Source organism: Mycobacterium sp. DBP42, from assembly GCF_005924235.1.
Classification (GTDB): Bacteria; Actinomycetota; Actinomycetes; order Mycobacteriales; family Mycobacteriaceae; genus Mycobacterium; species Mycobacterium syngnathidarum.
In genome coordinates, this window is record NZ_VCMY01000002.1 from 68,735 (window position 1) to 85,844 (window position 17,110).

Here is a 17,110-nt window from a genome sequence, read left to right on the forward strand (position 1 = left end):
TGCAATCGGTACCCATTGTTGCAGTTGTGCTTCATGTGACTTCTGTGCAAAGGCCCGGAGCAAACGCCGGTACGCCGACGTTGAGCCATAGGAGACTTGAGTCGAATGAGACGCACCGTTGGCGTCCCGCGTACGCGAGGAGCAGATCGGGTTCCGCGCATGCGAGGAGCAGGCCGCGACGCGAAGTGGCGTCGCAGCGGCCGGTTCTGGGCGCTGCCGCTGACCGCGGCGATGCTGTTGGGTACGGCGTTGTCCGGTGGAGTCCCGGCCGCGGCGGAACCCGGTGCGCCCGATCAGATCGCCACACTCGTGGCTGCGGTGGCCACCGCAGACCAGAAGCTGCAGGAGCTCGGCGCCGCCATCCAGACCCAGCAGGAAGCCGTCAACAAGGCCATCGTCGGAGTACAAGACGCCCGCGACGCGGCCGCGACGGCGCAGCAGGAGGTCGAGGCCAGCCGGCAAGGCATCGCTGACGCCAATCGCGCCATCGCCGAGGCACAGAAACGGTTCGACACCTTCGCGGCGGCCACCTACGTCAGCGGACCGTCGGACTCGTATCTGACCGCGTCCGACCCCGCCGACATCGCGCGCACCGCGGCGACCGGTCAGACCCTGGCCGCCAGCACCGACAAGGTGATCGCCGATCTGCAGCGGGCCCGCACCGAGCAGGTCAACCGCGAGTCGGCGGCCCGGCTGGCCAAACAGAACGCCGACCAGGCCGCGGCCAACGCTCAGTCCAGTCAGGACAACGCGGTCGCGGCGCTGCAACAGGCGCAGCAGACATTCAACGCGCAGCGGGGTGAGCTGGACCGGCTGACCGCCGAGCGGAAAGCCGCCGCGGCCCAACTCGCTCAGGTTCACAAGGCATCGGCATCAAGTGCGCCGGCAGCGCCGGCACCGGGACAGACGCCGCAGGTCGCGGCGGGGGACTGGGATCGCGCGCCGGGCGCACCGGTGCAAGCGGGTCAGAAGTGGGACACCGCATGGGATCCCACGCTGCCGGCGATCCCCAGCGCGTTCGTCAGCGGCGACCCGGTCGCGATCATCAACACCGTGCTGGGGATCTCGGCGACCTCCGCCCAAGTCACCCAGAACATGGGGCGGCAGTTCCTGCAGAAGCTGGGCATCCTGCCCACCCCGACCGGCTACACCAACGGAGCGATCCCGCGGGTGTACGGCAGGCAGGCATCCGAGTACGTCATCCAGCGGGCCGGATCGCAGATGGGCGTTCCGTATTCCTGGGGCGGTGGCAACGCCGCCGGGCCGAGCCGCGGTATCGATTCGGGCGCCAACACCGTCGGGTTCGACTGTTCGGGCCTGATCCTCTACGCGTTCGCCGGTGTCGGCATCAAATTGCCGCACTACTCGGGCTCCCAGTACAACGCCGGCCGCAAGATCCCGTCCTCGCAGATGCGTCGCGGCGACGTGATCTTCTACGGCCCCGGTGGCAGCCAGCACGTGACGCTCTACCTAGGCAACGGTCAGATGCTCGAAGCGCCCTACACGGGTTCGCACGTCAAGATCTCGCCGGTCCGCACCAGCGGGATGACCCCGTACGTCGTTCGCTACATCGAATACTGATGGGAAAACATTGCGCTCCTTCGCCTTACGGTGCCTGACCCTGATCGCCGCAACTTTGTTCGCGGCGATCAGCCTGGTGACGCCGGCCAACGCCGCACCCGACGACGGGCAATGGGATCCCACCCTCCCGAAGATCGTCAGCTCCGGGGCACCCGGCGACCCGGTCGCCATCGCCAACGCTTCGTTCCAGGTCAGCCAGATCGCGCTGCAGACCACCCAGAACCTCGGTCAGCAGTTCCTGCAATCCATCGGCCTGGCCCCCAAACAGGCCGCCTCGACATTCCCGGGCGGTCGCGTCCGCGGCCCACAAGCCATCGAATACGTGATCCGGCGTGGAGGCTCGCAGATGGGGGTGCCCTACTCGTGGGGCGGTGGCACGCTGACCGGTCCCGGCCCCGGCGTGGATTACGACGCCGGCAAGGTCGGCTACGACTGCTCGGGCTTCACCCGGTACGCGTTCGCCGGCGTGGGTGTGCAGATTCCGAAGTATTCGGGTGATCAGTACAAGACCGGCCGCCGGGTGCCGGTGGCTCAGGCGAAGCGCGGTGACCTGCTGTTCTGGGGCCCCGGCGGTAGCCAGCACGTGGCGATGTACCTCGGCGGCGGCAAGATGCTGGAGGCATCGGGCAGTGCGGAGCGCGTCACGGTGAGCCCGGTCCGCACCGCGGGCATCCAGCCCTATGCGGCCCGCATCATCGAATCCTGAGGGGAACCTGAACTCTTCCGGGCAGCGTCGACGGATCTCGAAGTGCCTGGAATAGTTGTCGGCGGGCACCCGATTGCCCGCTAGAACAATGAGCTAGACCAGCGTTTTGTAGTCGAACACCGTGGGAGGAAGTTGATGACGTCACCGAGTGGACCGCCGCAGGGCGCCGGAGGTTATCCCGGTTCGAGCCCGGCGCCGGGCTTCCCGCCCGGGTCGACCGGCTCCCACGCCGCGCCGGCTGCCCCGCAGGCCGCGCCCAACGGCAGCCTGCAGGCCGAGGTGCACACCCTCGAACGCGCCGTCTTCGAGGTCAAGCGGATCATCGTCGGCCAGGACCAGCTCGTCGAGCGGATGCTCGTCGGCCTGCTCGCCAAGGGGCATGTGCTGCTCGAAGGCGTGCCCGGGGTGGCCAAGACGCTGGCCGTCGAGACGTTCGCCAAGGTGGTCGGCGGCACGTTCGCCCGCATCCAGTTCACCCCGGACCTGGTGCCCACCGACATCATCGGTACCCGCATCTACCGGCAGGGCAAGGAAGACTTCGACATCGAGTTGGGCCCGGTGGTGGTCAACTTCCTGCTCGCCGACGAGATCAACCGCGCGCCGGCCAAGGTGCAGTCCGCACTGCTGGAGGTGATGGCCGAGCGCAAGATCTCGATCGGCGGCAAGACCTTCCCGTTGCCCAGCCCGTTCTTGGTGATGGCCACCCAGAACCCGATCGAGCAGGAAGGCGTCTACGCGCTTCCCGAGGCCCAGCGGGACCGCTTCCTGTTCAAGCTCAACGTCGACTACCCGACGCCGGAGGAAGAGCGCGAGATCATCTACCGGATGGGTGTCAAGCCCCCGGAGCCCAAGCAGATCCTGAACACCGGTGACCTGCTGCGCTTGCAGGAGCTGGCGGCCAACACCTTCGTGCACCACGCGTTGGTGGACTATGTGGTGCGCATCGTCACCGCCACGCGTGAACCCGAGAAGTTCGGCATGCCCGACGCGAAGGCGTGGATCGCCTACGGCGCATCGCCGCGTGCCTCGCTCGGCATCATCTCGGCGGCCCGCGCGCTGGCGTTGGTGCGCGGCCGTGACTACGTCATCCCGCAGGATGTCGTAGAGGTGATTCCGGATGTGTTGCGTCACCGCCTGGTGCTGACCTACGACGCGCTGGCCGACGAGGTCTCGGCAGAGACCGTGGTCAACCGGATCTTGCAGACGGTGGCCCTGCCCCAGGTGAATGCACTTCCGCAGCAAGGGCATTCGGTTGCGCCCGCCGTTCCCGCCGGGGCCGGCGCGGCGGGTGGTCGGTGACCACTTCCCGACGCACCGTAGACCTGCCGTCCCTGAAGCGCGGGGAGATCCGGGACCCCGCCTTGACGGCGGCGTTGCGCAAGCTCGAGTTGACGGTGCGGCGCAAGCTCGACGGGGTTCTGCACGGCGACCACCTCGGTCTGATCCCGGGTCCGGGATCAGAGCCGGGAGACTCGCGGATCTACCAGCCCGGTGACGACGTGCGCCGGATGGACTGGTCGGTGACGGCGCGGACCCAGACGCCGCACGTGCGACAGATGATCGCCGACCGCGAACTGGAGACCTGGCTGGTCGTGGACATGTCGGCCAGCCTGGACTTCGGTACCACGACCTGTGAGAAGCGGGATCTGGCAGTGGCCGCCGCGGCGGCGATCGCGTTTCTCAACAGCGGTGGCGGCAACCGGATCGGCGCGATCATCGCCAACGGTGACACCGTGCGCCGGGTCCCGGCATTGAGCGGGCGGGTGCACGAGCAGGAGTTGCTGCGGGCGATCGCCACCACGCCCAAGGCCCCGACCGGGGTGCGCGGCGATCTGGCGGCCGCCATCGATGCCTTGCGTCGTCCCGAGCGCCGGCGCGGCATGGCGGTGATCATCAGCGACTTCCTCGGACCGATCAACTGGATGCGCCCGTTGCGGGCCATCGCTGGGCGCCACGAGGTGCTGGGCATCGAGATCCTCGATCCGCGCGACGTCGAGTTGCCCCCTGTCGGCGATGTGGTGCTGCAGGACACCGAGACCGGTGTCACCCGGGAGTTCACCATCGACGAACAACTTCGCAGCGATTTCGAGCGGGCGGCCGCGGCACACCGCGAGGAGGTGGCCCGCACCTTGCGCCGTTGTGACGCACCGCTGCTGAGTCTGCGCACCGACCGGGACTGGATCGCCGACGTGGTGCGGTTCGTGGCGAACCGGCGGCGCGGCGCCCTGGCCGGCCAGCGGTAGAGAAAGCTTAATCAGCAATCAACCGAAATGACTTCTAGCACATGACATTACCGATTCTCGGTCCGATGAGCCTGACGGGCTTTGCGCACGCGTGGTGGTTCCTGTTCCTGTTCGTCGTGCTCGGTCTGATCGCGTACTACGTATTCGTCCAGCGCGCACGCAAGCAGCGGATCCTGCGGTTCGCCAACATGGAGTTGCTCGAAAGCGTGGCGCCCAAGCAACCCACCCGCTGGCGGCATCTGCCCGCGGCCCTGCTGGCGGTGTCGCTCGTTCTCCTGACGGTGGCGATGGCCGGCCCCACCCACGATGTGCGGATTCCGCGCAACCGCGCAGTGGTGATGCTGGTCGTCGACGTGTCGCAGTCGATGCGTGCGACCGACGTTGCGCCCAGCCGGTTGGCCGCCGCGCAGGAAGCCGCCAAGCAGTTCGCCGACCAGCTCACGCCGGGGATCAACCTCGGCCTCATCGCCTACGCCGGCACCGCGACCGTGCTGGTGCAGCCGACCACCAACCGTGAGGCCACCAAGAACGGTCTGGACAAGCTGCAGCTGGCCGACCGGACCGCCACCGGTGAGGGCATCTTCACGGCGCTGCAGGCGATCGCCACCGTCGGTGCCGTGATCGGAGGCGGTGACGAGCGGCCGCCCGCGCGCATCGTGCTGATGTCCGACGGCAAGGAGACCGTGCCGTCGAACCCGGACAACCCCAAGGGCGCATACACCGCGGCGCGCACCGCCAAGGACCAGGGAGTTCCGATCTCCACGGTGTCCTTCGGCACCCCCTACGGCTACGTGGAGATCAACGACCAGCGCCAGCCGGTGCCGGTCGACGACGAGATGCTCGGCAAGATCGCCAAACTGTCGGGCGGTGACGCGTTCACCGCGTCCAGCCTCGAACAGCTCAAGCAGGTGTTCACGTCCCTGCAGCAGCAGATCGGCTACGAGACCATCAAGGGTGACGCCAGCCTCGGCTGGCTGCGGCTCGGCGCGTTGGTGCTCGCCGTCGCCGGTGTGGCAGCCCTGTTGATCAACCGCAGACTGCCTGGCTAGGTGGCCCGTCCCGTCCCCGCGCATCGCGCTCAACGCGGGTGATGCGATTTTCAGACGCTGCCGGTGAGGAGATAAGTTGACGGGCATGAGTGACGCTGCTGTCTCGAACGCCGACACCGAAGCCACCACCGCTGAATCCGGCGGTCGACCGGCTTTCGTTCCCCGTTCCGTATTGGTCACCGGTGGAAACCGGGGGATCGGCCTGGCGATCGCGCAGCGCCTGGCCGCCGATGGGCACAAGGTCGCCGTCACCCACCGTGGATCGGGAGCGCCCGAGGGGCTGTTCGGCGTCGTGTGCGACGTGACCGACAACGCAGCCGTGGACCGGGCGTTCAAAGAGGTCGAAGAGCACCAAGGGCCGGTCGAGGTGCTGGTGTCCAACGCCGGTATCTCCCAGGATGCGTTCCTCATGCGGATGACCGAGGAGCGCTTCGAGAACGTCATCAACGCCAACCTCACCGGGGCGTTCCGGGTGGCCCAGCGCGCGTCGCGCAGCATGCAGCGCAAGCGCTTCGGCCGGATCATCTTCATCGGCTCGGTTTCGGGGATGTGGGGAATCGGCAACCAGGCCAACTATGCGGCCGCCAAGGCCGGCCTGATCGGGATGGCCCGGTCGATCTCCCGGGAGCTGTCGAAGGCCGGTGTCACCGCGAACGTCGTGGCGCCCGGCTATATCGACACCGAGATGACCCGAGCCCTGGATGAGCGCATCCAGGCCGGCGCCCTGGATTTCATCCCGGCCAAGCGGGTCGGCACCGCGGAGGAGGTCGCCGGGGCGGTCAGCTTCCTGGCTTCCGAGGATGCCGGCTACATCGCCGGTGCGGTGATCCCCGTCGACGGCGGTATGGGTATGGGGCACTGATCCAAAACCCCTGGATCGCAAAAACTTTCAACAACTCTTCACCGAAGTAGGAGTCAGGACAATGGCAGGTTTGCTCGAAGGCAAGCGCATTCTGGTCACCGGGATCATCACGGACTCGTCGATCGCGTTCCACATCGCCAAGGTGGCCCAGGAGGCCGGCGCTGAACTGGTGCTCACCGGGTTCGACCGGATGAAACTGATCCAGCGCATCTGTGACAGACTTCCGAGCTCGGCTCCCTTATTGGAACTCGACGTGCAGAACGAGGAGCACCTGGCGAGCCTGGCGGACCGGGTCACCGAAGCCATCGGCGCGGGCAACAAGCTCGACGGCGTGGTGCACTCGATCGGCTTCATGCCGCAGAGCGGCATGGGCGTCAACCCGTTCTTCGACGCTCCCTACGAGGACGTCGCCAAGGGCATCCACATCTCGGCTTACTCGTACGCCTCGCTGGCCAAGGCCCTGCTTCCGGTCATGAATTCCGGTGGCGGCATCGTCGGCATGGACTTCGACCCGACCCGGGCGATGCCGGCCTACAACTGGATGACGGTGGCCAAGAGTGCCCTGGAGTCGGTCAACCGGTTCGTGGCGCGCGAGGCCGGTCCGTTCGGCGTGCGGTCGAACCTTGTCGCGGCGGGTCCGATCCGGACGCTGGCCATGAGCGCGATCGTCGGTGGCGCCCTGGGCGACGAGGCCGGTCAGCAGATGCAGCTCCTCGAAGAGGGCTGGGATCAGCGCGCTCCGATCGGCTGGAACATGAAGGACCCGACCCCGGTGGCCAAGACGGTGTGTGCGTTGCTGTCCGACTGGCTGCCCGCCACCACCGGATCGATCATCTACGCCGACGGCGGCGCCAGCACCCAGCTGCTCTGATGAGCTCTGCCGAAACCGCATTCCGGCACACGTGCACTCGCACAAACCCGGCCGGAATGCGGTTTCGCCGTCTAGAGAGGCGCAATCATGGCGATCGATGAACCAGGCTTCGACGCCGTTCTGCTGTTGTCCTTCGGGGGGCCGGAGGCGCCCGACGAGGTGATGCCGTTCTTGGAGAACGTCACCCGTGGCCGCGGTATCCCGGCCGAGCGGTTGGCCGACGTCGCCGAGCACTACCTGCATTTCGGCGGGGTGTCACCGATCAACGGGATCAACCGGGCCCTGATCGAGCAATTGCGGGTGCAGTTGCCCGACATTCCGGTGTACTTCGGTAACCGGAACTGGCAACCGTATGTCGAAGACACGGTTGTGGCCATGCGGGACAACGGTATTCGACGAGCCGCGGTGTTCACCACATCGGCCTGGGGTGGATACTCCAGCTGTACCCAGTACGTCGAGGACATCGCCCGGGCGCGGGCCGCGGCCGGCGACGACGCCCCGGAACTGGTCAAGTTGCGGCACTACTTCGACCATCCGCTGCTTGTGGAGATGTTCGCCGAGGCGATCTCGGCAGCGGCCGCCACCCTCCCGGCGGACCTTCGCGATGAGGCACGGCTGGTGTTCACCGCGCACTCGATACCCATCGCGGCCGACGAAAAGCACGGTCCTCGGCTCTACAGCCGGCAGGTCGGCTATGCGACCCGGTTGGTGGCCGCCGCCGCGGGATATCCGGATTTCGACCAGGTATGGCAGTCGCGATCGGGCCCGGCCCGGATCCCGTGGCTGGAGCCCGACGTGGCCGATCACCTGACGGCTTTGGGGCAGAAGGGGACTCGCGCGGTCATCGTGTGCCCGATCGGGTTCGTCGCCGACCACATCGAGGTGGTGTGGGATCTCGATTACGAGCTGCGACTGCAGGCCGAGAACGCGGGCATCGCCTTCGCGCGCGCCCGCACACCCAATGCAGACCCGCGTTTCGCCCGGTTGGCCGCAGGCTTGATCCAGGAGTTGCGCACCGGGTCGGAGCCCGTGCGGGTGGTCGGTCCCGATCCGGTTCCCGGTTACGGATGCAGTGTCAACGGTGAGCCCTGCTCACCGCACTGCTGCGGCGCTGCCTCGTTGGGTCGGCAGGCGAAAAGCTAGTCCCGCCAGGCGGATTGCAGGATGGCTTCGAGTGCGGCCAGCCGAGCCGAGCGCACCACCTGGGCCAATGGTCGCATGGCATCGCCGGCGATCTGCACCTCCGAGGAGCTCTGCAGACCGATCGGCATGAGCCCCGAGCTCACCGAGATGATCGCCTCCACGTGGGCGGCGTTCTCCAGCACCCGCACTGCCCGGGCCGGGGCGTGGTCGGGGATCGGATGCATCCGGCCGGCCTCGAGGATGTCTTCCACCATGCCGCGGGGATCATCGACACCGACACCGACGCCGGCCCGCAGCGCGATCAGGGTGTCGGCGGCCGACCGCACCGCCGAGCGCAACTCGTACTCGGCCTCACCCAGATCGTAGTGCTGCGGTGGCGCCAACAGCGGCAGCGAGTACACGGTCCACGACAGGGCCCGCGGCTCGGGCTCGAAGGTGGATTGGGTTTCGGCGTCGTCGAATTCGAAGTACTCGAATTCCGGTACCAGCCCGACCCCGTCCAGTTCGTCATGGGTCACCAGCACCGCTTCGCCGACCGTCAACGCATCCCGCTGGAACTGCGAGCCCGCAGGCAATCCGCGGACGTCGCCGGGGACCGGCAAGGCCACCCTGATCGAGGGCCTCGTGCCCGATCTGCCGACGGAAGTACGCAGGGTCTGTAGCAGCGACACTGAACCGGAGTCCTCCAACTCGGGCCAGGGCAGTCCGGTGCGGACCGCGGCCTGCGAGTCGTAGGCGGTCACAGAATGCATTGGTGCCCATTGGGATAACGCGTCGAGGACGTCGTCGGGCGCGGCTGCGCCGGCGAGCCAGGCGTTGGCCCACATTGAAAGCGTTGCACTTGGACACCACATGATCTTGGCAGTGTAATTGTCGGCCGCCGATCAAGCCGGATTCGCTAGGGTGGGCGCATGCCGTTACCGCTGATCTGGCTCATCCTGGCGCTGGGACTCGCCGGGGCAGAAGCGCTGACGGGCGACATGTTCTTGCTGATGCTGGCAGGCGGTGCGCTGGCCGCGAGCGGGTCCAGTTGGCTGTTCGACCTGCCGTTGTGGGCCGACGGTGTGGTGTTCCTGGTGGTGTCGGTGCTCTTGCTGGTGTTGGTGCGGCCGGCGCTGCGACGCCGGTTCGAGCTCGGCCGAGGGCTTCCCGAGCCGGTCAAGGCACTCGAAGGCAAGTCTGCCCTGGTGCTGGACCGGGTCACCCAGCATGAGGGGCAGGTCAAGCTCGATGGAGAGGTCTGGACGGCGCGCCCTCTCAACGACCACGATGTGTACGAACCCGGTGACCAGGTGACCGTGGTGAGGATCGACGGCGCGACCGCGGTGGTCTTCAAAACGATGTAGCGCTTCAAATCGACTTAGTACCAGAAAGGATTCACCATGGAAGGTGCTGTAGCCGGGCTGGTCTTGCTGCTCGTCCTTGTCGTGTTCGCGATCATCGTCGTGGCCAAATCGGTTGCGCTGATTCCCCAGGCCGAGGCCGCGGTGATCGAGCGCCTCGGCCGCTACAGCCGCACGGTGAGCGGTCAGCTGACGTTGCTGGTCCCGTTCATCGATCGGATCCGGGCCCGGGTGGACCTGCGTGAGCGCGTGGTGTCCTTCCCGCCGCAGCCGGTGATCACCGAGGACAACCTGACGCTCAACATCGACACCGTCGTCTATTTCCAGGTGACCAACCCACAGGCGGCGGTCTACCAGATCAGCAACTACATCGTCGGTGTCGAACAGTTGACCACCACCACGCTGCGCAACGTGGTCGGTGGCATGACCCTGGAACAGACGCTGACCTCCCGCGACTCGATCAACGCTCAGTTGCGCGGTGTACTCGACGAGGCGACCGGCCGGTGGGGCCTGCGGGTGGCGCGAGTCGAGCTGCGCAGCATCGACCCGCCACCGTCGATCCAGGAGTCGATGGAAAAGCAGATGAAGGCCGATCGCGACAAGCGGGCCATGATTCTGACCGCCGAGGGTGTGCGGGAGTCGTCGATCAAGCAGGCCGAAGGGCAGAAGCAGTCGCAGATCCTGGCCGCCGAGGGTGCCAAACAGGCCGCGATCCTGGCCGCCGAGGCCGACCGTCAGTCCCGGATGTTGCGCGCCCAGGGCGAGCGGGCCGCACAGTACCTGCAGGCCCAGGGGCAGGCCAAGGCCATCGAGAAGACCTTCGCCGCGATCAAGGCCGGCCGGCCCACCCCGGAGATGCTGGCATACCAGTACCTGCAGACACTGCCCCAGATGGCCAAGGGCGAGGCCAACAAGGTCTGGCTGGTGCCCAGCGACTTCGGTTCGGCACTGCAGGGTTTCACCAAGATGCTCGGTGCGCCCGGTGAAGACGGCGTGTTCAGGTACACCCCGTCGCCCGTCGACGAGGATCTGCCCAAGCCCGAGGACGACAGCGAGGAGGTCGCCGACTGGTTCTCCACCGAGACCGATCCGGCGATCGCTCAGGCCGTGGCCAAGGCCGAGGCTGAGGCGCGGGCGACCACTCCGCCACTGAATGCCACGCCGACCCTGTCGTCATTGGAGCATCCGGCGCCCAACGAACTCGGCGGTGGCACCCACCGGGCCCCCTAGAACACGGGTCAACTGCTGGTCGAGGACCTGTTCACGGCTCGGTGAGCGTGGGTGAGATTCCCACCGACGGCAGCGCATCGGCATCGGCCTGCAGCCGGGCGCGCTCGCGGCGGTGCAGGCGCATCTCATAGACCAGTCCGGCGACGCCGAGTCCGGCAGTGCTCAGCGACACCAGGATCAGCGCCGGGCTGATGTTCCCGGTCAACGCGTCACCCAAGATCACCACGGCAGCCGTGCCCGGGAACAGCCCCACCAGCGTCGCCAGCGTGTAGGGCACGACCCGTACGGCCGACGCCCCGGCCGCGTAGTTCAGTACCGAGAACGGCACCGCCGGGATCAACCGCATGGACAGCACCACCGGCCAGCCGCGGCGACGCAGCCGGGTATCCAATGAGTCGATCCGGGGATGGGGCACCAGGCGGTTGAGCTGCCAGCCCGCCGCGCGGATCAGGAACAGGGCGAGCACCGCGCTGACCGCACTGGCCACCACGGCGATCACCACCCCCAGCACGGGACCGAACAGCAGGCCGGCGGCCAGGGTGAACGCCGTGCGGGGGAATGGGAAGACCGTCACCAGGATGTGGGCGCCGAGGAACGCCATCGGGAACCAAGGCCCTACCGAGGTGGCCCAATCCCGCATCTGCATGGCAGTTGGCAACGGAACCAGTACGGCCACTGCGACAAGAATCACAATGCCGGCCAGCAGGCCCACGATCCGCCGGGGCGGCAATTGGGAAGCCGTCGCGATGACCGCGGCGCGCACCATGCGCAGGGTTCTGACGACGGGTTTCACGTTTTACAACAGTACGGGCCGGCGGCCTCGGGCACCGTTGGGTGTAACCGCGAGTCCGCCCACCAGCGGTCAGCGTCGTGATGGCGATCATTTAGCCTGATGGGCAAGTGGGTAGGTCACACGCTGCGATAACAGGAGATGCGGGTGTCGTTACAGGGGAGTAGTGCGGTCGAGTCGGACCGTCAGCAGTGGCGGACGGCCGTCGCCGGTGTGCTGGCCAAGAGCAGTCGGCGCGACGTTGCCGATCTGCCTGCCGAGCCGGAGCGCCTGCTGGATTCGCAGACCTACGAGGGTTTCGCGATCCGGCCGCTTTACACGAGCCTGGACGCACATCCGGAGACCAGTCTGCCGGGTCAGTGGCCGTTCGTGCGCGGGGGCGACGCCCTTCGTGACGTGAAGTCCGGCTGGAGGGTCGTCGAGAGTTTCCCCGCTGTCGCAGGGAGCGCGGCGGGAACGGTCAACGGTGCGGTGCTGGTGGCTTTGACCGAGGGCGCCAGCGCCCTGGCGCTGCGGGTCGGTGGTCAGGGCGGTATCGCCCTGGGCGAGCTGGACCGGCTGCTCGACGGCGTGTTCCTGGATCTGGTGCCGGTGATCTTCGAAGGCGTCGGGGCTGCCGGAGCGGACCTGGCGACCGCTGCCGACGCGGTGTTGCCCCTGCTCGAAGACCTCGATGACGACCAGCGGTCGCGGCTGGCGATCGACCTCGGTGCCGACCCGCTGACCGCGCCGCTGTCCGGGCGACCCACCGTCGGCGGAGCCGACAATTCAGCTACGGCCGATGACTCGGACTTGCTCGCGACCGTCCCGAAGCTCACCGCGCACGCCGGTGGCGTCCGCGCGATCACCGTCGACGGCCCGGCTTTCCACAACCTGGGCGCCAGTGCGGCCTGGGAACTCGCCGGTTCGATCGCCGCCGCGGTTGCCTACCTGCGGATCCTCGGCGACGGTGGGGTGGCGACACCGGATGCGTTGCGGCAGATCAGTTTCCGCTACGCCGCCGATGACGATCAGTTCATGACCATCGCCAAGCTGCGCGTGGCGCGGCAGCTGTGGGCGCGGGTCGCCGAGGTGGTCGGCGTGCCCGACGCCGGTGCCGCCCGAATCCATGCGGTGACCTCGCTGCCGATGATGACCCAGCGCGACCCGTGGGTGAACATGCTGCGCACCACGCTGGCGGCGTTCTCCGCGGGCGTCGGGGGAGCCGACACCGTGCAGGTGCATCCGTTCGACGCGGCGATTCCCGAGGGCTTGGACGGGACGTCGACCAGCTTCGCCCGCCGTATCGCCCGCAACACCCAGCTGCTGCTGCTGGAGGAGTCGCACATCGGTCAGGTGCTGGACCCTGCCGGTGGCTCGTGGTTTGTCGAGGACCTGACCGCTGAACTTGCCGAGCAGGCCTGGGCGCACTTCCAGGACATCGAGGCGCGGGGCGGGTTTGTCGCGGCACGCGACTACGTCGCCGCCCAGATCGCCGAGGTCGCGGCGCGACGCAGTGATGACATCGCGCACCGCCGCACCGCCGTCACTGGTGTGAACGAATTCCCGAACTTGGACGAAAAACCGCTACCGCAGGGCGTTTCGGCCCCGTCGATCGCTCGGTACGCCGCTGGGTTCGAGGCCCTGCGCGACCGCTCGGATGCGTTCCTGGCCGCCACCGGTTCCCGCCCCAAGGTTCTGCTACTGCCGTTGGGGCCGTTGGCCGAGCACAACATCCGCACCACATTCGCGTCGAACCTGCTGGCTTCCGGCGGGATCGAGGCGATCAATCCGGGCACCGTCGACACCGCCGCGATCGCCGGAGTCGTCGCTGAAGCCGGATCGCCGACGGTGGCGGTGCTCTGCGGCACCGACGCGCGCTATGGCGCCGAGGCCTCCGGTGCAGTGGCGGCCGCCCACGCCGCCGGTGTCCGCGAGGTGTTGCTGGCCGGCCCGGAAAAGGCCGTGGCCGAAGCCGATTCGAAACCTGACGGGTACCTGACCGCCAAAATCGATGCCGTCCAAGCTTTGTCGAACCTGATCACCGGACTGGGGGCCTGAGATGACTGCCACAACAGGATCAGAGATCCGTAGTTTCGCCGACGTCCCACTGCACGGGGATGCCCCGGCCCAGCCGGCGACCCCGGAGGCCGTCGAGAAGCATGTCGCGGCGGCCGCGGCGGCGCACGGTTACACCCCCGACCAGTTGACCTGGGCGACACCCGAGGGCATCGACGTCAAGCCCGTGTACATCGCTGCCGACCGCGACGAGGTTGCCGAGGCCGGTTATCCGCTCGACAGTTTCCCCGGCGCGCCGCCTTTCGTGCGCGGGCCGTACCCGACCATGTACGTCAACCAGCCGTGGACCATCCGGCAGTACGCCGGGTTCTCCACCGCTGCTGAATCCAACGCGTTCTACCGGCGCAACCTGGCCGCCGGTCAGAAGGGGTTGTCGGTGGCTTTCGACCTGGCCACCCACCGCGGGTATGACTCGGATCATCCGCGCGTTCAGGGTGACGTCGGAATGGCCGGTGTGGCAATCGATTCCATCCTCGACATGCGGCAGTTGTTCGACGGCATCGACCTGTCCACGGTCAGTGTGTCGATGACGATGAACGGCGCGGTGCTGCCTATCCTGGCGCTCTACGTCGTCGCCGCCGAGGAACAGGGTGTGCCGCCGGAGAAGCTCGCCGGGACCATCCAGAACGACATCCTCAAAGAGTTCATGGTCCGCAACACCTACATCTATCCGCCCAAGGCGTCGATGCGGATCATCTCGGACATCTTCGGTTACACCAGCGCCAAGATGCCGAAGTTCAACTCGATTTCGATTTCGGGCTATCACATCCAAGAGGCCGGGGCGACAGCCGATCTGGAGCTGGCCTACACGCTGGCCGACGGTGTCGAGTACATCAAGGCGGGCCTGGACGCCGGCCTGGACATCGACAAATTCGCACCCCGGCTGAGCTTCTTCTGGGGTATTGGGATGAACTTCTTCATGGAGGTGGCCAAGCTGCGTGCCGGCCGCCTGCTGTGGAGTGAACTGGTAGCCCAGTTCGATCCCAAGAACGACAAGTCGCTGTCACTGCGGACCCATTCACAGACCTCGGGATGGTCGCTGACCGCGCAGGACGTGTTCAACAACGTGGCGCGCACCTGCATCGAGGCGATGGCCGCCACCCAGGGCCACACCCAGTCGCTGCACACCAACGCCCTGGATGAGGCGCTGGCACTGCCCACCGACTTCTCGGCCCGCATCGCACGCAACACGCAGTTGTTGCTACAGCAGGAATCGGGCACTACGCGGCCCATCGACCCGTGGGGCGGTTCGTATTACGTCGAGTGGCTGACGCATCAGCTGGCCGACCGCGCGCGGGCCCACATCAAGGAGGTCGCCGAACACGGCGGGATGGCGCAGGCCATCAGCGATGGCATCCCCAAGCTTCGTATCGAAGAGGCTGCCGCCCGCACCCAGGCCCGGATCGATTCCGGTGCGCAGCCGCTGATCGGCGTCAACAAGTACCAGGTGGAAGAGGACCAGGAGATCGAGGTCCTCAAGGTCGAGAACAGCCGTGTGCGGGCCGAACAGCTGGCCAAGTTGCAGCAGCTGCGGGCCGAGCGCGACGAGTCGGCGACCCAGGCTGCGCTGGCGGAGCTGACCCGGGCCGCCGAGGCCAGCGGCACGGCGGGTGAGGACGGGCTGGGTAACAACCTGCTGGCGCTGGCCATCGACGCCGCCCGCGCCAAGGCCACTCTCGGTGAGATCTCGGATGCTCTGGAGAAGATGTACGGACGCCACCAGGCCGAGATCCGTACGATTTCGGGCGTCTACCGCGACGAGGTTGGAAAGGGCAGCAACATCGCTACCGCGACGGACCTGGTGGGTAAGTTCGCCGAGGCCGACGGCCGACGGCCACGCATCCTGGTGGCCAAGATGGGCCAGGACGGGCACGACCGCGGGCAGAAGGTGATCGCAACGGCCTTTGCCGACATCGGCTTCGACGTCGACGTGGGCTCGCTGTTCTCCACCCCCGAGGAGGTGGCCCGTCAGGCCGCCGACAACGACGTGCACGTGGTCGGGGTGTCCTCGCTGGCCGCGGGGCATCTCACCCTGGTGCCCGCGCTGCGTGACGCGTTGGCCGAGGTGGGCCGCCCCGACATCATGATCGTCGTCGGCGGGGTCATCCCGCCCGGGGATTTCGACGAGCTGTACGAGGCCGGGGCGACCGCGATCTTCCCGCCGGGCACCGTGATCGCCGAAGCGGCGATCGGTTTGCTTCAGAAACTGGCGGACCGGCTCGGGTACCAGCTGGGCTAGTGGCTGTCTCAGTTCAGGAACTGGCCGCGGCCATCCGCAGTGGTGACCGCGCGGCCCTGGCACGGGCCATCACCATGGTCGAGTCCACTCGGTCAGACCATCGTGACCAGGCTCAGCAGTTGTTGCTGGAGCTGATGCCGGACGCAGGCAATGCCCACCACGTGGGCATCACCGGGGTGCCCGGCGTCGGCAAGTCGACGACCATCGAGGCGCTCGGGATGTACCTCATCGACGCGGGGCACCGGGTTGCGGTCCTGGCGGTGGATCCGTCGTCGACACGGACCGGCGGTTCGATCCTGGGTGACAAGACCCGGATGGCCCGTCTGGCCGTGCATCCCGATGCCTACATACGGCCGTCGCCGACCTCGGGAACGCTCGGCGGGGTGGCCAAGGCCACCCGGGAGACCATTGTGCTGCTGGAGGCGGCGGGCTACGACGTCATCCTGGTCGAGACCGTTGGGGTGGGGCAGTCCGAGGTCACGGTGTCGAACATGGTCGACACCTTCGTGTTTCTCACCCTGGCCCGCACCGGCGACCAGTTGCAGGGCATCAAAAAGGGCGTGCTCGAGCTGGCCGATGTGATCGTGGTGAACAAGGCCGACGGCGAGCACGCGATCGAGGCCAAGGCTGCTGCTCGGGAACTGACAGGTGCCATCCGGCTGATCTACCCGCGTGAAACACTTTGGCGTCCACCGGTTCTCACGATGAGTGCACTCGAAGGTCAAGGACTGGCGCAGCTGTGGGACACGGTGCTCAAACACCGTGAGGTGCTCACCGAGGCCGGTGAGTTCGAGGCGAGGCGTCGCGCGCAACAGGTTGACTGGACCTGGTCCATGGTGCGTGACACGGTGCTGGACCGCGTGATGTCGCATCCGGGCGTGCGCAGCATCCGTGACGAGGTGGAGCGCCGGGTACGAGAGGGCGAAGTGACGCCGGCGCTGGCCGCCCAGCAGATTATCGACGCGGCCGGCTGACACCCTGGCGGCCGCACCTAC

At 67.3% G+C, this 17,110-nt stretch carries 15 protein-coding genes; 13 read left to right on the top strand and 2 right to left on the bottom strand.

Features of this window, described 5'->3' with window-relative positions; all coding sequences use genetic code 11:
* The first annotated feature begins 159 nt into the window (after positions 1-159).
* The 8 genes from ripA (at position 160) to E0T84_RS02855 (ending at position 8,455) form a co-directional block, all read left to right on the top strand.
* Positions 160-1,581 carry an NlpC/P60 family peptidoglycan endopeptidase RipA gene (gene ripA, locus E0T84_RS02820; RefSeq protein WP_138743706.1) on the top strand — a complete coding sequence of 474 codons (1,422 nt, stop codon included), beginning with the start codon at positions 160-162 and terminating at the stop codon, positions 1,579-1,581.
* A 10-nt stretch (positions 1,582-1,591) separates the two neighbouring features.
* Positions 1,592-2,287, top strand: coding sequence for an NlpC/P60 family peptidoglycan endopeptidase RipB (gene ripB, locus E0T84_RS02825; protein ID WP_070186003.1), 696 nt, complete (start codon positions 1,592-1,594; stop codon positions 2,285-2,287).
* 135 nt (positions 2,288-2,422) lie between these two features.
* Positions 2,423-3,586, top strand: a complete 1,164-nt coding sequence (locus E0T84_RS02830) for a MoxR family ATPase (RefSeq protein WP_070186004.1) — start codon at positions 2,423-2,425, stop codon at positions 3,584-3,586.
* Entirely contained in the window at positions 3,583-4,530 is a 948-nt protein-coding gene (locus tag E0T84_RS02835; RefSeq protein WP_070186005.1) for a DUF58 domain-containing protein, read from the top strand. The genes E0T84_RS02830 and E0T84_RS02835 overlap by 4 nt, the downstream gene beginning before the upstream one ends.
* 41 nt (positions 4,531-4,571) lie before the next feature.
* Positions 4,572-5,579, top strand: a complete 1,008-nt coding sequence (locus E0T84_RS02840; protein WP_070186006.1) for a VWA domain-containing protein — start codon at positions 4,572-4,574, stop codon at positions 5,577-5,579.
* Positions 5,580-5,664: 85 nt separating this feature from the next.
* Complete coding sequence (gene fabG1 / locus E0T84_RS02845) at positions 5,665-6,441, top strand: 3-oxoacyl-ACP reductase FabG1 (protein WP_070186007.1); 777 nt, start codon at positions 5,665-5,667, stop codon at positions 6,439-6,441.
* Positions 6,442-6,502: 61 nt separating this feature from the next.
* The gene (inhA, locus tag E0T84_RS02850; RefSeq protein ID WP_070186008.1) at positions 6,503-7,312 is read left to right on the top strand and encodes an NADH-dependent enoyl-ACP reductase InhA; all 810 of its coding nucleotides are present in this window, start codon (positions 6,503-6,505) and stop codon (positions 7,310-7,312) included.
* An 87-nt stretch (positions 7,313-7,399) separates the two neighbouring features.
* The gene (locus E0T84_RS02855; protein ID WP_138743707.1) at positions 7,400-8,455 is read left to right on the top strand and encodes a ferrochelatase; all 1,056 of its coding nucleotides are present in this window, start codon (positions 7,400-7,402) and stop codon (positions 8,453-8,455) included.
* Here the strand turns inward: E0T84_RS02855 and E0T84_RS02860 are convergent.
* The gene (locus tag E0T84_RS02860; protein ID WP_138743708.1) at positions 8,452-9,309 is read right to left on the bottom strand and encodes a hypothetical protein; all 858 of its coding nucleotides are present in this window, start codon (positions 9,307-9,309) and stop codon (positions 8,452-8,454) included. The two genes, E0T84_RS02855 and E0T84_RS02860, sit on opposite strands and share 4 nt — an antisense overlap.
* Positions 9,310-9,366: 57 nt before the next feature.
* On the opposite strand from E0T84_RS02860, the gene E0T84_RS02865 reads away from it, so the two are divergent.
* Entirely contained in the window at positions 9,367-9,801 is a 435-nt protein-coding gene (locus tag E0T84_RS02865) for an NfeD family protein (RefSeq protein ID WP_070186011.1), read from the top strand.
* A 36-nt stretch (positions 9,802-9,837) separates the two neighbouring features.
* Positions 9,838-11,028 (top strand): SPFH domain-containing protein, encoded by a 1,191-nt coding sequence (locus tag E0T84_RS02870; RefSeq protein ID WP_070186012.1) that lies wholly within the window; start codon positions 9,838-9,840, stop codon positions 11,026-11,028.
* A 31-nt stretch (positions 11,029-11,059) separates the two neighbouring features.
* Here the strand turns inward: E0T84_RS02870 and E0T84_RS02875 are convergent, their stop codons facing one another.
* A complete protein-coding gene (locus E0T84_RS02875) occupies positions 11,060-11,821 on the bottom strand; it encodes a TVP38/TMEM64 family protein (RefSeq protein ID WP_212757693.1) in 762 nt (253 codons plus the stop codon).
* A 138-nt stretch (positions 11,822-11,959) separates the two neighbouring features.
* Between E0T84_RS02875 and mutA the strand changes: the two genes are divergently transcribed.
* From mutA to meaB, 3 genes are read left to right on the top strand one after another with little or no spacing between them, the layout of a single operon-like run.
* Positions 11,960-13,858: a methylmalonyl-CoA mutase small subunit gene (mutA, locus tag E0T84_RS02880; protein WP_171054881.1), complete on the top strand. Its 1,899-nt coding sequence runs from the start codon at positions 11,960-11,962 to the stop codon at positions 13,856-13,858.
* Position 13,859: 1 nt separating this feature from the next.
* On the top strand, positions 13,860-16,115 hold the full coding sequence (scpA, locus tag E0T84_RS02885; protein ID WP_138743710.1) for a methylmalonyl-CoA mutase: 2,256 nt from the start codon (positions 13,860-13,862) through the stop codon (positions 16,113-16,115).
* Positions 16,115-17,089, top strand: coding sequence for a methylmalonyl Co-A mutase-associated GTPase MeaB (gene meaB, locus E0T84_RS02890; protein WP_070186015.1), 975 nt, complete (start codon positions 16,115-16,117; stop codon positions 17,087-17,089). Before scpA ends, meaB begins: the two co-directional genes overlap by 1 nt.
* Positions 17,090-17,110: the final 21 nt, after the last annotated feature.

Excerpts from the sequence above, each read along its gene's own strand:
- ripA (WP_138743706.1), top strand. The coding sequence starts at position 160 with ATGCGAGGAGCAGGCCGCGACGCGAAGTGGCGTCGCAGCGGCCGGTTC.
- E0T84_RS02830 (WP_070186004.1), top strand. The coding sequence starts at position 2,423 with ATGACGTCACCGAGTGGACCGCCGCAGGGCGCCGGAGGTTATCCCGGT.
- E0T84_RS02840 (WP_070186006.1), top strand. The coding sequence starts at position 4,572 with ATGACATTACCGATTCTCGGTCCGATGAGCCTGACGGGCTTTGCGCAC.
- fabG1 (WP_070186007.1), top strand. The coding sequence starts at position 5,665 with ATGAGTGACGCTGCTGTCTCGAACGCCGACACCGAAGCCACCACCGCT.
- inhA (WP_070186008.1), top strand. The coding sequence starts at position 6,503 with ATGGCAGGTTTGCTCGAAGGCAAGCGCATTCTGGTCACCGGGATCATC.
- E0T84_RS02855 (WP_138743707.1), top strand. The coding sequence starts at position 7,400 with ATGGCGATCGATGAACCAGGCTTCGACGCCGTTCTGCTGTTGTCCTTC.
- E0T84_RS02860 (WP_138743708.1), bottom strand. The coding sequence starts at position 9,309 with ATGTGGTGTCCAAGTGCAACGCTTTCAATGTGGGCCAACGCCTGGCTC.
- E0T84_RS02865 (WP_070186011.1), top strand. The coding sequence starts at position 9,367 with ATGCCGTTACCGCTGATCTGGCTCATCCTGGCGCTGGGACTCGCCGGG.
- E0T84_RS02870 (WP_070186012.1), top strand. The coding sequence starts at position 9,838 with ATGGAAGGTGCTGTAGCCGGGCTGGTCTTGCTGCTCGTCCTTGTCGTG.
- mutA (WP_171054881.1), top strand. The coding sequence starts at position 11,960 with ATGCGGGTGTCGTTACAGGGGAGTAGTGCGGTCGAGTCGGACCGTCAG.
- scpA (WP_138743710.1), top strand. The coding sequence starts at position 13,860 with ATGACTGCCACAACAGGATCAGAGATCCGTAGTTTCGCCGACGTCCCA.